Source organism: Candidatus Nanopelagicus hibericus, from assembly GCF_002288005.1.
Taxonomy (GTDB): domain Bacteria; phylum Actinomycetota; class Actinomycetes; order Nanopelagicales; family Nanopelagicaceae; genus Nanopelagicus; species Nanopelagicus hibericus.
Genome location: NZ_CP016771.1, coordinates 749,761 through 763,757, shown reverse-complemented (window position 1 = coordinate 763,757; position 13,997 = coordinate 749,761). Strand labels below are relative to the sequence as shown.

Here is a 13,997-nt window from a genome sequence, read left to right as displayed (position 1 = left end):
TGCGCCTATGAGGGGTGAACTATGTATCTAAAGAGTATGAACCTGAAAGGGTTCAAATCCTTTGCCTCCTCCACTACTTTAAATTTTGAGCAGGGCATTACCTGTGTTGTTGGCCCAAATGGTTCTGGCAAGTCAAATGTTGTTGATGCACTTTCTTGGGTATTAGGAGAGCAAGGCGCAAAATCATTGCGCGGTGGCAAAATGGAAGATGTAATTTTTGCCGGCACATCAGGTAGGGCGCCACTTGGTCGCTCTGAAGTTTCAGTAACTATCGATAATACTGATGGGGCTCTGCCAATTGATTTTTCTGAAGTTACCATCACCCGCGTTTTATTTAGGAATGGGGCTTCTGAGTATTTATTAAATGGTGAAACAACCAGGCTGCTAGATATTCAAGAGTTGCTAAGTGATAGTGGTATTGGTCGTGAAATGCATGTAATTGTTGGACAAGGACAATTAGATGCAATCTTGCTGGCAAATCCGGAGGAGCGCAGATCCTTTATTGAGGAGGCAGCTGGTGTTTTAAAACATCGCAAGCGTAAAGAAAAAGCGCTGCGTAAATTAGATTCTATGCAAACAAATCTTGCACGAATTCAAGATTTAACTGTTGAGCTTCGTCGGCAACTGCGACCGTTGGGCAAACAAGCTGAGGTTGCTCGTAAGGCATCAGTAATTCAGTCTGATGTCAGGGATTCCAAACTTAGATTGCTGGCTGATGATCTAACTCGAATGCGATCTGAGATGGAGGTTGAAGTTGCAGACGAAAATGTGCTGCGTGAGCGAAAAGAGCAGGTAGAACGAGAATTAAATACGGCAAGAAACCGAGAGATTGAATTAGATGCGATTGCCGCAAGTGAGAATCCACAATTAATCGCTGCGCAGGAGAATTTCTATCGCTTAACGGCGCAGCGAGAACAAATTCGAGGCGTGCAGAATCTAGCCTCTGAACGGGCAAGATTTTTAACGGAGGAGGCGGAAGAGGCAAAAGCTACTGGTAGAGATCCAAAAGCATTAGAAGAAGAAGCAGAATCACTAAGACAAGAAGAGTCAGCACTTTTTGCGCAGGTAAAGATTTCTCAAGAACAGTTATATCTTGATTCAAACTCTTTGAAAGCTATTGAAGATCAACTTGCTTTGGAAGAAAATCGAGTTTCGGCTTCTCTGCGTGCAATTGCAGATCAGCGAGAGGGTACTGCCAGGCAAGAAGGTCACATCAATGGACTTCGTTCCAGAATTGATGCAACCAATGGTGAGATAAGTCGGTTGACTACTGCTAAAAATTCTGCTGAAGATAGATTAAAAAGTTATCGTGAAGGTTTTGCAGTAATTGAAACTCAAATATCTTCACTCACTGCTTCAGAGCCAGGTCTTGATGGGATATTTAACAAATTAAAAATTGAATTAAAGGCAGCCGAAGGTGAGTTGAAAGTTTTAGCCGAAAAACTCCAATCAACTGAAAAACTACGAGCTGGATCTCTTGGTAGGTTAACAGCCTTTAAAGAGATTACAGATTTAGTGGCAGCCTCAGGAAGTTCAAATCTAATTGAAAAGATCTCAATTCTTACCTCAAATTGTGAGGCTGAAGTCGCAAAAGTATCTGCGGATTGTGATCGCATTAAATTTGAGCTAAATACCGCACAAGATCGCTTCGGCGCTGTGAATAAAGATTATGAGTTGGCGCTATCAAAGCTAAATGATTCAGATGCAGCCATGACCGGATTAGCAGAGCAATTAGCAATTGCTGGTCAAAATGTTAAAAACACTAGTGAAGAGGTTGATCGCCTAATCTCTACTTTGGACGCAGCAAATGAGCAACGTACATTTGATGAAAGAGATTTAGCTGCAGCGATCGCGCAATTTGAATCACACCAAACTCCTATTGAGCCAGATTTAACCCACTTGGAAGATTTACGATCACAAGTTTCAGGTGCGCGATCCAAAGAGGTTGAGGCACGACTTAATTTGCGCACTATTGAAGAGCGTAAAGATGCAATCGCACAACGAGCTTTAGCATTGGAGAATCAGGCGAAGACGGAGAGAGATGCTGCTTCTAAATCAATTTCACGGCGAGAAAATCGTGCTCAGGCAGCGATAACTGCGCAGCAGATTGCCGACACTGCCTATGAGGCATTGATTCAAATTGAATCATCAATTTCTCGCGCTGGATCTGAACGGGCCAGATTAGAAACTTCACGATCAGAGCGAGAGGGTGAAATTCTAAGTTTGCGCACGATCAGTAGAGAGTTAGCAATTGAATTAGAAAAACTCACCTCAAGTGTGCACAAAGATGAGATTACACGTGCCGAACAGCGGCTAAGGATTGAGCAAATGGAGAATAAGGCGGTGGAGGAGCTTGGAATTGATGTGACCACCCTGCTAAACGAATATGGTCCAAGCAATGATGTACCAACATTTTATGAAAACGAGCAAGGTGAGTTTGTACCCGGTGATCTGATCCCATACCGAAGAGACCAACAAGAGAAGCGGTTATCGCAAGCAGAACGATCATTAACTCTGCTGGGTAAAATTAATCCATTAGCTCTAGAAGAGTACTCATCACTGGAAGAGCGACTGCGCTATCTTGCGGAGCAGTTAGAAGACCTCAAGAAGACAAAGAAGGACTTATTAGAGATTATTAAAGAGGTTGATGACCGAGTCCAGCAGATATTTACTCAAGCTTATGAAGATACCGCTCGAGAATTTGAATTAGTTTTTGCAAGATTATTCCCTGGTGGCGATGGAAAATTAATTCTTACAAATCCGTCAGATATGTTAACAACTGGAATTGATGTTGAGGCCAGGCCTCCTGGCAAGCGAGTTAAGCGTCTGTCGCTGCTTTCTGGAGGTGAACGTTCCTTAGTTGCAGTTGCCCTATTAATTGCCATCTTTAAAGCGCGACCTTCGCCATTTTATGTAATGGATGAGGTTGAGGCGGCATTAGATGACACAAATTTAGGAAGGCTGCTTGGAGTTTTTGAAGAGCTTCGTGAGAAATCTCAATTAATTATCATTACCCACCAAAAGCGAACCATGGAGATTGCTGATGCATTATATGGAGTGACTATGCGTGGTGATGGGGTCAGTGAAGTTATCTCTCAGCGCATACGTGAAGTTGACGCAGTTTCCTAAAAAGTAAATGAGTTTATTTCAACGCTTATTCACTGCCTTACGTTCTGGTGCAATAAGTGAACAAGAATGGGATGAAATAAGAGTCAATTTAATTACTGCAGATCTAGGCGTAGATTTAATAGATCAAGTCATCACTACCGCTAAGTCGGTAAAGCCAGAGGATGCAAAAACTGCGATATCCCAGGTGATCTCTAACTGGCTAAGTAAAAAAGATCGCACTTTAATATCAGGAGATACCTCCCTAAAAACCATTCTGATAGTTGGTGTTAATGGAACTGGGAAAACTACCTCTGTAGCGAAAATCGCTAGTATGCTTAAAAATAGCGGTAATAAAGTTTTGTTAGCCGCTGCAGATACTTTTCGCGCCGCCGCTACGGATCAGTTGCACACTTGGGCTGAACGAATTAAAACTGAAATAGTTATTGGGCAAGTCAACAGTGATCCCGCCTCGGTTGCATATTCTGCAGTTGAAAAAGCTAAAGCAGAAAGTTATGATTATTTAATTGTTGACACCGCTGGCCGATTGCACACTAAGCAAAATTTGATGGCAGAGTTGGGTAAGGTAATAAAAGTAATCGAGAAGCAATCTTCAGTAGATGAGATTTTGTTAGTAATTGATGCCACCACTGGGCAAAATGGAATGAATCAGGCGAAGGTGTTTATTGAGGCAGTGGGGGTCACCGGATTTATTATTACCAAACTAGATGGTTCAGCTAAGGGCGGAGTAGCGCTGGCGGTCGAAAAGGAGAGCGGAGTGCCGATCAAGTTTGTCGCGACAGGTGAGCAGATAAAAGACTTTGCCCCCTTTGACCCGGATCGGTATATCCAAGCTTTATTTGGCTAAGTAACATACTTTTAACATAAGAGGTAAAACTGTCACGAGGTTGAAACCTTAAAGAGCGCCTGTTTTAACCCGCCCTATGCATAGTTATGCCATCTCAACGACGAGGTTTCCCATATTTATCCAAAACTGATTGAAAAATGGAGATTAAATGGCTGAGGTAATTTTAAATTCTGGTGATACCGCATGGGTGTTAGCCAGTACTGCATTGGTGCTTTTGATGACACCGGGCCTAGCACTTTTTTATGGTGGAATGGTCAGAGCAAAGAGTGTATTAAATATGATGTTGATGTCTATGGTAACAATTGGCATCGTTAGTGTGCTTTGGGTTATTTATGGCTTCAAGCTAGCTTTTGGTTATAAAGCTAATTCACAATGGTATGGCGAGATCTCATTATCAGGTTTGGGGAGTGCGGTAAATGAGTTAACCAACAATGGCGGTGTATATCCAATTCCATTATTAGCATTTGCAGCGTTTCAATTGATGTTTGCAATAATTACACCAGCACTTATATCTGGTGCAATTGCAGATCGAACGAAATTTACTGCTTGGGCAGTTTTCGTTGCAATTTGGGTAACTTTGGTTTATTTCCCAGTTGCACATTGGGTATTTGCATTTGGCAATAAAGTTGGCGACACCGTTACTGGTGCTGGATTCCTAGCAGCTCGTGGTGTTGAAGATTTTGCTGGTGGTACAGCGGTTCATATCAACGCTGGTGCGGCCGGATTAGCCATGGCGATTATTTTGGGTAGACGAGTCGGTTGGCGCCGTGAATCGATGCGACCTCACTCTCTGCCGTTGGTTTTAATCGGGGCTGGTCTTTTGTGGTTCGGTTGGTTTGGCTTCAATGCTGGCTCAGCATTAGGCGCAAATGGTGTTGCAGCACTTGCATTGCTGAATACACAAGTAGCAACTGCAGCAGCAGCACTTGGCTGGTTATTGGTTGAAAAAATCAGAGATGGCCATCCGACTTCCTTAGGCGTGGCATCTGGCGCGATAGCTGGTTTAGTTGCTATTACACCTGCATGTGCATTTGTTGCACCATGGGCTGCTGTCGTAATTGGCTTACTGGCCGGAGTATTTTGTGCCTTAGCAGTTGGCCTTAAATATATCTTTAACTTTGATGACTCACTAGATGTAGTCGGTGTGCACTTAGTTGGTGGACTATGGGGCTGTTTATCAATCGGATTTTTTGGCAGCAGCGCGATAAATAGCCTGGGCTTAGATGGAATCTTCTATGGTGGCGGAACTGTATTACTGGGCAAGCAAGCTTTTGGTGCTTTCTTTGTACTTGCCTATTCATTTATCGCAACACTGATTATCGGCTTTGCTATCGATAAAACTATCGGTTTGCGAGTAAAAGAGGAGGCTGAGGTGTCAGGAATTGATTACGATCAACATGCTGAAACCGGATATGAATTAACAACTAGTTCAAGTGGAGGTTTTAGATCATGAAGTTAATAACTGCAATCATTAAGCCACAAAAACTTGATGCCATCAAAGAAGCTTTAGTTGGTGCTGGGATCACTGGCATGACTGTTTCAGAGGCAAAAGGGTTTGGTCGCCAACTTGGGTTAACTGAGGTTTATCGGGGTGCTCAATACAAAGTTGATCTAATACCAAAGCTTAGGTTGGAAGTATTAGTTAGCAGTGGGGAAGTAGATAAAGCAATCAAGGTGATTGTAGATGCTGCTCGAACCGGGAATATTGGTGATGGAAAAGTTTGGGCAACATCAGTTGAGTCAGTCACTCGAGTGAGAACTGGTGAGAGTGGTGAAAGCGCTATCTAAATAATATGTAAGATGCCTCCATGTTCGAAGCGTTAGGCCAGAGATTTTCTACAGTATTTTCTGGCCTACGTGGCAAAGTCACACAACCACAATTAGTTGAATTCGCCCAGGATATAAAATTAGCTCTATTAGACTCTGATGTTGCTCTTGCGGTGGCTGATAATTTCTCTGCCAAAATCCTAGAGAAATTTCAAGAGAAAAGCGATGAAATAAATAGAAGCACAAATCCATCGCAGAAAATATTTGAAATCGTCAACAATCAATTAACCCTGACCTTAGGCGGAAATACTCGCAGAGTTAGGTACGCCAAAACTGCACCAACGGTAATTTTATTAACTGGCTTGCAAGGTGCCGGAAAAACATCATTGGCGGGAAAATTGGCAAACTACTTCAAGAGTGAAGGAAATACACCACTACTTGTGGCAGCTGACCTGCAGCGGCCAAACGCGGTAACTCAACTTCAAGTTGTTGGTCAATCAATCAAAATTCCTGTTTTTGCTCCAGAGCCTGGAAATGGAGTGGGTGATCCAGTTGAGGTGGCTCGGGCAGGTCTGAGATTCGCTACCGAAAAGCTGCACAACTTCGTGATTATTGATACTGCAGGTCGCACCGGAATCGATGAAGAGATGATGCAACAAGTAACAAATGTGCGAAATGCAGTAAATCCAGATGAGGTGTTTTTTGTTGTTGACGCAATGATCGGTCAGGATGCCGCCTTTACTGCAAAAGCATTTGCCCAAGGGGTCGGTTTCGATGCCATAGTGCTAACCAAGCTTGATGGTGATGCCAGGGGCGGCGCTGCACTTTCAGTAGTTGAATTAACAGGTAAGCCAATAATTTTTACCTCAACCGGTGAAAAAATAAATGATTTTGAGCCTTTTTATCCAGAACGAATGTCATCTCGGATTCTGGGGCTAGGAGATGTGGCATCCCTAGCAGAGCAGGCAAAGCGAGCCATGCCAGAGGATTCTTCAAAGAAATTAGAAGAGAAGTTTGTTAAGGGTGAAGATTTCACCTTCGAAGATTTTCTCTCTCAACTTGAGGCAATGAAAAATATGGGCAGCATAAGCAAATTGATGAGTTTACTACCCGGTGCTACTGGAATGAAAAAGCAAATAGAAAATTTTGATGAATCAGAATTAGTTAGGAGTAGGGCAATCATTGAATCTATGACGCCGCTTGAACGCCGAAATCCTAAAATTCTAAATGGTTCTAGGCGAGCCCGTATAGCGCAAGGCAGCGGTCGCGCAATCTCAGAAATCAACTCTTTGGTTGAGCGGTTTAGCCAAGCACAAAAAATGATGAAACAAATGAGAGGTAAAAATCCTGCTGCAGGATTGCCAAGTTTTGCCGGTATAGGTGGTGGGCAAGTGCCACAAAATAAGATTGAAATTCCAAAGAAAAAGTCCCGCTCAGGTAACCCTGCTAAACGGGCGTTGGAAGAGGGAAAGTAAGCCAATTTGGGTTTAGCCCCATCTGCTGGCAAGATTAGCCATCTGCTAATGGGACCCTCTAACCCACAGCAATTTTTGTCCGCAAGGTTATCTCTGGAAGTAAACGCCCCCGCTGTTTACGAAAGAAATGCCGTCTAATTTTCTATAGGGAGTTTTGTGTCAGTAAAGATTAAATTAATGCGTCTTGGAAAGATTCGCACGCCTCATTTTCGTATTGTGATTGCAGATTCTCGTTCGGCAAGAAACTCAAAAGCCATTGAAGAAATTGGTCGTTACTCACCAGCATCTGAACCATCTCTAATTGAAGTTAACTCAGAGCGCGTGCAATATTGGCTGGGCGTTGGTGCACAACCAACTGAGGCGGTTACTGCATTATTGAAGTTGACAGGTGATTATCAAAAAGCAAACGGCTTGCCAGGGACCGAAGGATCGGTTAAACCACAGCCAGCACGGATTGATAAGCGAGTGGCGTATGAGGCTGCCGTTAAAGAAGCTATGAATGAGCCAGCAGATGGTGCAACAACTTTAAAGAAAAAAGCTGCAGAGCGTTTAGCCGCAAAAGCTGCACCTGTTGTTGAAGCAGCACCAGTTACAGAGGCTGCGCCAGTTGTTGAAGCAGCACCTGTTGCAGAGGCTGCGCCAGTTGTCGAAGAAGCACCAGTTGCAGAGGCTGTTGCTGAAGCTGTTGCGGATGAAACTCCACAAGCTTAAGTAACTTCAAACATATGCCAAAGAAGGGCTCCTTCCTTCGCGAACTACCAATTATTGTAGTTTCGGCATTAGTAGTTTCAATCGTAATTAAAACCTTTTTTCTGCATTTTTTCTATATTCCTTCAGGCTCGATGGAAAATACTTTACAAATTGGTGACCGAATTGCGGTCAATAAATTTGGCGCGCTGTTCAGCGATATCAAGCGAGGAGAGGTAGTAGTTTTTGGCGATCCAGATAATTGGCTTGGTTCAGTATCAGAGTCAAATGATTCAGCTTTAATCGGAAAGCTAAAATCTGGTCTAATAATGGTTGGAGTTATTCCAGATCCAGCCAAGCAGTATTTGATTAAACGCGTAATTGGCGTGGGTGGAGATAATGTCACCTGTTGTGATCCAAGTGGAAAGTTGCAGGTAAACGGCGTCGCAATAAATGAGCCATATATATTTGATGGCGATAAACCAAGTGATACTAAGTTTAATATAGATGTCCCAGCCGGATTTATTTGGGTGATGGGTGATCATCGAGCGGCCAGTGCTGATTCCAGATATCAGCCAGATTCTGCAAATAATGGCTTAGTTCCGTTAAGTAAAGTTGTTGGCAGGGCCAGCTTTATAGTTTGGCCAATCGGTAATGTCTCAATAATTGAAAAAGGCGAGGACTTAAAAAAGATACCTGTCAAAGACAAACCTTAAGTTTTATGATCGAGCAAAATCTGCTTAAGGTGGGTATTAAAAATATTGCCGGAGTGGATGAAGCAGGTCGCGGACCATGTGCTGGTCCACTAGTTATTGCCGCTGCAATTCTAAAGGACCCACTCTCCAATCTTCTGGCAGATGTCAGAGACTCAAAAGAGCTAAGTGAATCTAAGCGAGAAGCACTTTTTGATGTTGTAATCAGTAATTGTCTTACTTATGCCATAATTGAAATTGCACCTGCAGAAATTGATTCACTTGGCTTGCATAAATGCAACATCGAAGGAATGCGAAGAGCGGTAAATACATTGGAGATTACACCTGAATACATTCTCACCGATGGCTATCCCATACCAGGATTAACCACTCCCAATCTCTCTGTTTGGAAGGGGGATCAGGTGGCAATTTCAATTAGTGCTGCATCTATTTTGGCGAAGGTCTATCGAGATCGAATAATGATTTCATTTGATAAGCAATATCCCCAGTATGGCTTTGCCAGTCACAAAGGGTATATAACAGAATCACATACTGAAGCGATTAAAAAACACGGTGTGCTACCAATTCACCGAAAATCATTCTCAAATATTGCAGCACTGCTCAAGTAATACACAGGGATTGCAATTGCAGTCAATCCTTGCAAAAAACTAGTTAAGTTTATTTAGTGATAGATGAGATTTCCGCAAGATTAATACTTTTCTCAGTTATCGAGGTTGGGAATACTTTTTGGATTAATGAAGTCAATACTCATAGCGCTACTGCTGTTTACTGCAAAATTATTGAGGGTAGGAAATACCTAAGCCAGCCAAATATTTCTAAATTAAGATATCAGATTCAAAGTCGAGATTTAGCGGAGTTAAAAGTTGAGATCAAACAAGCCAACGCATTCTTTATCACTAATGAAAGCATAGATTGGCCTAATCCATTAAATGATTTGTCCGTCCCGCCAATTGGCTTAGTTTGCTCGGGCAATCGAGAAGCACTAGGAACGCTTGAGCAATCCATCTCGATTGTCGGAAGTAGGAGGCCCACCAATTACGGAGTCACTGTGGCAAAAAAACTAGCTTACGAGGCAGCAATATTTAGAGTTTGTGTGGTTAGTGGAGGTGCTTATGGAATTGATACAGCAGCGCACATGGGTGCACTTGCTGCCGGTGGAATTACTATCTCTGTATTGGCAGCGGGAGTGAATAATCTATATCCACCTGAGAATCAAGGATTATTCAAACAAATATCTGATTCAGGACTTTTGTTATCTGAATCGATGCCCTCGGAGAGGTCGGCTCCGTATAAATTTTTGGTTCGAAATAGATTAATTGCTGCCCTGACAAAAGCAACAGTGGTAGTTGAGGCAGAGTTTGTTAGTGGCTCAATTCGAACCGCCCGAGATGCCGCCGAGATCTTCAGGCCAGTTTTTGCGATTCCAGGTGAAGTCACATCACCATTAAGTGAAGGATGTCATCGGCTCATCTCTGAACGAGTTGCAGATATCGCAACAAGCTTGGATGAAATTCTTGAGGTAATAACGCCATTGCAATTGAGATAAATAAAAGGTGAGAGAATGTAGCCAATGGAAAATTTTAAAGCAGGATTTGTTGCTGTAGTTGGTCGTCCAAACACTGGCAAGTCAACACTTGTAAATGCCCTAGTCGGTAGCAAAATCGTAATCACTTCACACCATCCAAATACCACAAGAAATCCAATTCGTGGAATTGTTAATCGACAGGATTTTCAAATGATTTTGGTTGATACTCCAGGAATGCATAAACCTAAAACCGCTCTTGGGACAAGACTCAATTCGATGGTTACTGAAAATATAAGTTCAACTGATTCAGTTTTATTGTGTCTACCAGCGAATGAGGAGATCGGCGCAGGAGATGAATACATTGCAAAACAAATTAAAAATGGGCAACCGCTCTTTCTAGTCGTAACAAAAGTAGATGCTGTTTCAAAATCAGATTTAGCGGTCAAACTTACGCAGGTATCTGCTTTCGTAGATAAATTAGGTTTGAGTCGAGCAGAAATTGTGCCAGTTTCAGCAAAAAATCTGGAGCAAACAGAGTTGCTTTTAGAGCTACTTGCAAAAAATCTACCTAAATCACCAGCACTCTATCCAACAGATATAAATACTGATCAAGCCGAGGAATTAATGTATGCCGATTTGATTAGGGAAGCTGCAATCGAAGAGTTGTATGAGGAGCTGCCACACTCGGTTATGGTCACTATTGAGGAGATGGGGGAGCGAGAAGGGGGAAAGATTTTTGATATTAGTGCAACATTGCATGTGGAACGTGATAGTCAAAAGGGAATTATTATTGGTCCACAAGGCAGTAAGTTGAAATCTATCGGCACAATTGCCCGAAAATCAATTGAAAATTTAGTTGATATGCAAGTCTTTCTACAAATTCATGTCAAGGTATCTAAAGAGTGGCAAAAAGATCCTAAACTTTTAGCAAAGCTTGGGTTTACAGACGCACTTTCCGACTAGCAAAATAAGATCCAATTAGCACCAGCGGTAATCCCAGCATTATTCCTAAGGTGAGTGGCTCTCCCAATAAAATTACTCCTAGCAGCACTGCAACTGCTGTATTCAAATAGGTTATCAGTGAAGCACGAGGTGGCCCAACCTCTGCAAGTAATTTGAAAAATAGAATAAAAGCAATTGCTGTGCAAAAAATGCCAAGTGCCGCTACTGATGCAATCGCTTCGGTAGAGGGAGTTTTAGTTGGCCAATTAGCAACCGCAAATGGAAAATAGAAAATGGTGGTAATGATCATCGCCCAGGCATTTAATCCAATCCCAGGAACAGTCGGAATTTTGCGATTAATCATATTCACCGCATAGGCATACCCAATTGCAGCCAGAATTACCATACCGATTGATTTGATGTCTTGCCGACCACTTATCGACTCGATGCCCACAACCGCTACAACTCCTATAAATCCTATTCCCAAGCCAAATAGTCGAGATTTATGCCAAACAGTGTGATCACCATTTAGCGAGGCAAAAATAGCTGCCCAAATTGGCACAGTGGCCACCAACAAACCTGCAAGTCCTGATGATATTTTTTGCTCAGCATTAGTAATGAGATACCACGGACCGATTAACTCGGCAACGGTATAGATCAGAACGATATGCCAGTATCTTCGTGGAATTAGTATTTTTTTCTGAGATAAGGCAAGTGGAAGTAATACCAGTGCGCCGATTAGCACCCGAAAGAAAATTATTGTTGAGGGTGGAATCTCTTCAACTGCAACCTTTATAAAAAGGTATGGAGTACCCCATAAGAAGCCCACTAGGGCAAATCTGCCCCAACCCACCCTAGTCAATTATTTATACCTTCCTAAAATTGCATTTACTTCATTAGCAACATCTAAGTATAGTGAATCTGCATCAGGAGTTACGCCACTTAAATTAAAGAAGCCATGAATTTGGCCTGCATACTCTTTATAGATTGCAGGAACTGAATCTTTAATCAATTTTTGATAGTAATTTTTAACTCCATCGGTTAGTGGATCAAACTCTGCTGCAATCAAAATAGCAGGTGCAACTCCTCTCAAAGTTGGGGCTTTTATTGGTACCGCGTATGGATCCTGCCTATCCTTTGCTGTAGAAAGGTATTGATCCCAAAACCATTTCATTGCCTGGGTAGTAAGCCCATATCCTTGTGTGAAATTTGTTGCTGAAGGATAGGCCATATCTAGATCATTACATGGGTAAATCAGCAGTTGAAAAGCAAGTGAAATTAACCTTTTCTCTAATGCTTTAATTGCAACAGCAGAGGCCAAGTTTCCACCTGCGCTATCGCCACCCACACCAATTGCTGATTGATCTATTGATAGATCAGCTGCGTTGTCAATTACCCATTGAAGGGTGGCGTAGCAATCATTAAGTGCACTCGGGTATGGATGTTCTGGTGCCTTTTGGTACTCAACTGCAACAATTACAAAATTACCAAGCTTAGCGATTGTTCGAAGAGCTGGTTCATAAATATCTAAGAAGTTTAAAACCCAGCCACCGCCATGAAAAAATACCAACGCCGGTAAATTTGATTCATTAGTGGGCCGATAAATTCGAATTGGAAGGGATGAAGTTGGCCCCAAAATCATGTGCTGTTCTACAGATTGGATCTGAATTAATGGCTGCTGCAGAGCGGGATGAAGTTTTGTGTTTGCTCGAATCTCATCTAAAGGTGCTTGCCAAACCGGTGGCAAATCAAGGGATGCTCGCTCTGCGAGGTACGCCTTTATCTCGGGTTTTAATCCCATTGCGGCAGAGTAGACTTAGCCAGCAATATAGACCAACTTTTATAACCATTTAAGGTATGGAGTTTTTAAATGCGAATTGGTGTTTTAACTGGCGGCGGAGACTGTCCAGGTTTGAATGCAGTTATTCGCGCCGCAGTACGTAAAGGTGTTAAAGAGTATGGCTATGAATTCCTAGGCTTCCGCGATGGCTGGCGTGGTCCGCTTGAAGGTTTGACAATGAAATTAGATGTTCCAGCGACTAGGGGAATCTTGCCTAAGGGTGGAACTATTTTAGGTTCATCACGAACAAATCCATTTAAAATCGATAATGGTGTGGAGAAAATTAAGGAAAATTTAGCAAAGATGAAGGTGGACGCATTAATAGCAATTGGTGGTGAAGATACGCTTGGTGTTGCTACCAAATTAGATTCACTAGGTGTTAAAGTTGTTGGCGTTCCAAAGACAATCGATAATGATTTGAATAATACCGATTACACATTTGGATTTGATACCGCAGTGAATATTGCAGTCGAGGCAATTGATCGATTACACACCACCGCAGAATCACACCACCGAGCCCTAATAGTTGAGGTTATGGGCAGGCATGCAGGTTGGATAGCCTTGCATTCAGGATTAGCTGGTGGGGCATCCTGCATATTAATTCCTGAAGTGAAATTTTCCTTGGATCAGGTTTGTAAGTGGGTTGAATCTAGATTTGAACAGAGTTATTCACCGATTATTGTGATTGCAGAGGGTGCGATTCCGCAAGATGGGGATTTAGTCACGAAAGATAAAACACTTGATTCATTTGGACATGTGAAATTATCTGGAATCGGTGAGTGGCTAGCAAAACAGATAGAAGAAAAAACAGGTAATGAGGCTCGCACCTCAGTCCTAGGTCATATTCAACGTGGTGGTACGCCAACAGCTTTTGATCGAGTGCTGGCAACAAGGTTTGGTTTACACGCTATCACTGCGGTGCATGATGGGGATTGGGGCAAGATGGTTGCGCTACATGGCACCAAGATAGCGCGGGTACCTTTAGCCTCTGCGACGACAAAATTGAAGACGGTAGACCCTGAACTATATAAAGAGGCGGAGATCTTCTTTGGGTAGTTGATGGGGGCTTAATTAG

13 protein-coding genes are annotated in these 13,997 nt (G+C 42.6%); 11 read left to right on the top strand and 2 right to left on the bottom strand.

Annotated features, from left to right (window positions below):
* Positions 1–21 precede the first annotated feature (21 nt).
* From B1s21160_RS03950 to era, 10 genes are all read left to right on the top strand, one after another.
* Positions 22–3,129 (top strand): chromosome segregation SMC family protein, encoded by a 3,108-nt coding sequence (locus tag B1s21160_RS03950; RefSeq protein ID WP_095672497.1) that lies wholly within the window; start codon positions 22–24, stop codon positions 3,127–3,129.
* A gap of 7 nt (positions 3,130–3,136) precedes the next feature.
* Entirely contained in the window at positions 3,137–3,973 is an 837-nt protein-coding gene (gene ftsY / locus B1s21160_RS03945) for a signal recognition particle-docking protein FtsY (protein WP_095672496.1), read from the top strand.
* 148 nt (positions 3,974–4,121) lie between these two features.
* Positions 4,122–5,426, top strand: coding sequence for an ammonium transporter (locus tag B1s21160_RS03940; RefSeq protein ID WP_041887456.1), 1,305 nt, complete (start codon positions 4,122–4,124; stop codon positions 5,424–5,426).
* Positions 5,423–5,761 carry a P-II family nitrogen regulator gene (locus B1s21160_RS03935; RefSeq protein WP_041887455.1) on the top strand — a complete coding sequence of 113 codons (339 nt, stop codon included), beginning with the start codon at positions 5,423–5,425 and terminating at the stop codon, positions 5,759–5,761. The genes B1s21160_RS03940 and B1s21160_RS03935 overlap by 4 nt, the downstream gene beginning before the upstream one ends.
* A gap of 20 nt (positions 5,762–5,781) precedes the next feature.
* Entirely contained in the window at positions 5,782–7,215 is a 1,434-nt protein-coding gene (gene ffh, locus B1s21160_RS03930) for a signal recognition particle protein (protein ID WP_095672495.1), read from the top strand.
* Positions 7,216–7,371: 156 nt separating this feature from the next.
* Complete coding sequence (gene rpsP / locus B1s21160_RS03925) at positions 7,372–7,926, top strand: 30S ribosomal protein S16 (protein ID WP_095672494.1); 555 nt, start codon at positions 7,372–7,374, stop codon at positions 7,924–7,926.
* Between the two features lie 14 nt (positions 7,927–7,940).
* Positions 7,941–8,618 carry a signal peptidase I gene (gene lepB / locus B1s21160_RS03920; RefSeq protein WP_095672493.1) on the top strand — a complete coding sequence of 226 codons (678 nt, stop codon included), beginning with the start codon at positions 7,941–7,943 and terminating at the stop codon, positions 8,616–8,618.
* Positions 8,619–8,623: 5 nt separating this feature from the next.
* Positions 8,624–9,223 carry a ribonuclease HII gene (locus B1s21160_RS03915; RefSeq protein WP_095672492.1) on the top strand — a complete coding sequence of 200 codons (600 nt, stop codon included), beginning with the start codon at positions 8,624–8,626 and terminating at the stop codon, positions 9,221–9,223.
* A 56-nt stretch (positions 9,224–9,279) separates the two neighbouring features.
* Positions 9,280–10,161, top strand: a complete 882-nt coding sequence (dprA, locus tag B1s21160_RS03910; RefSeq protein ID WP_095672491.1) for a DNA-processing protein DprA — start codon at positions 9,280–9,282, stop codon at positions 10,159–10,161.
* Between the two features lie 24 nt (positions 10,162–10,185).
* A complete protein-coding gene (era, locus tag B1s21160_RS03905) occupies positions 10,186–11,103 on the top strand; it encodes a GTPase Era (protein WP_041887450.1) in 918 nt (305 codons plus the stop codon).
* Here the strand turns inward: era and B1s21160_RS03900 are convergent.
* Together B1s21160_RS03900 and B1s21160_RS03895 are read right to left on the bottom strand one after the other, a co-directional pair.
* Entirely contained in the window at positions 11,081–11,944 is an 864-nt protein-coding gene (locus B1s21160_RS03900) for a DMT family transporter (RefSeq protein WP_095672490.1), read from the bottom strand. The genes era and B1s21160_RS03900 overlap by 23 nt on opposite strands.
* Positions 11,945–12,883 carry an alpha/beta hydrolase gene (locus B1s21160_RS03895; protein WP_095672489.1) on the bottom strand — a complete coding sequence of 313 codons (939 nt, stop codon included), beginning with the start codon at positions 12,881–12,883 and terminating at the stop codon, positions 11,945–11,947.
* Positions 12,884–12,952: 69 nt separating this feature from the next.
* On the opposite strand from B1s21160_RS03895, the gene B1s21160_RS03890 reads away from it, so the two are divergent.
* A complete protein-coding gene (locus B1s21160_RS03890) occupies positions 12,953–13,978 on the top strand; it encodes a 6-phosphofructokinase (protein WP_041887447.1) in 1,026 nt (341 codons plus the stop codon).
* Positions 13,979–13,997 lie beyond the last annotated feature (19 nt).

What these genes read in the sequence shown, in the direction of transcription:
- ffh (WP_095672495.1), top strand. Translation starts at nt 5,782, where the DNA reads ATGTTCGAAGCGTTAGGCCAGAGATTTTCTACAGTATTTTCTGGCCTA.
- B1s21160_RS03890 (WP_041887447.1), top strand. Translation starts at nt 12,953, where the DNA reads ATGCGAATTGGTGTTTTAACTGGCGGCGGAGACTGTCCAGGTTTGAAT.
- lepB (WP_095672493.1), top strand. Translation starts at nt 7,941, where the DNA reads ATGCCAAAGAAGGGCTCCTTCCTTCGCGAACTACCAATTATTGTAGTT.
- B1s21160_RS03950 (WP_095672497.1), top strand. Translation starts at nt 22, where the DNA reads ATGTATCTAAAGAGTATGAACCTGAAAGGGTTCAAATCCTTTGCCTCC.
- B1s21160_RS03915 (WP_095672492.1), top strand. Translation starts at nt 8,624, where the DNA reads ATGATCGAGCAAAATCTGCTTAAGGTGGGTATTAAAAATATTGCCGGA.
- B1s21160_RS03935 (WP_041887455.1), top strand. Translation starts at nt 5,423, where the DNA reads ATGAAGTTAATAACTGCAATCATTAAGCCACAAAAACTTGATGCCATC.
- B1s21160_RS03940 (WP_041887456.1), top strand. Translation starts at nt 4,122, where the DNA reads ATGGCTGAGGTAATTTTAAATTCTGGTGATACCGCATGGGTGTTAGCC.
- B1s21160_RS03895 (WP_095672489.1), bottom strand. Translation starts at nt 12,883, where the DNA reads ATGGGATTAAAACCCGAGATAAAGGCGTACCTCGCAGAGCGAGCATCC.
- era (WP_041887450.1), top strand. Translation starts at nt 10,186, where the DNA reads ATGGAAAATTTTAAAGCAGGATTTGTTGCTGTAGTTGGTCGTCCAAAC.
- ftsY (WP_095672496.1), top strand. Translation starts at nt 3,137, where the DNA reads ATGAGTTTATTTCAACGCTTATTCACTGCCTTACGTTCTGGTGCAATA.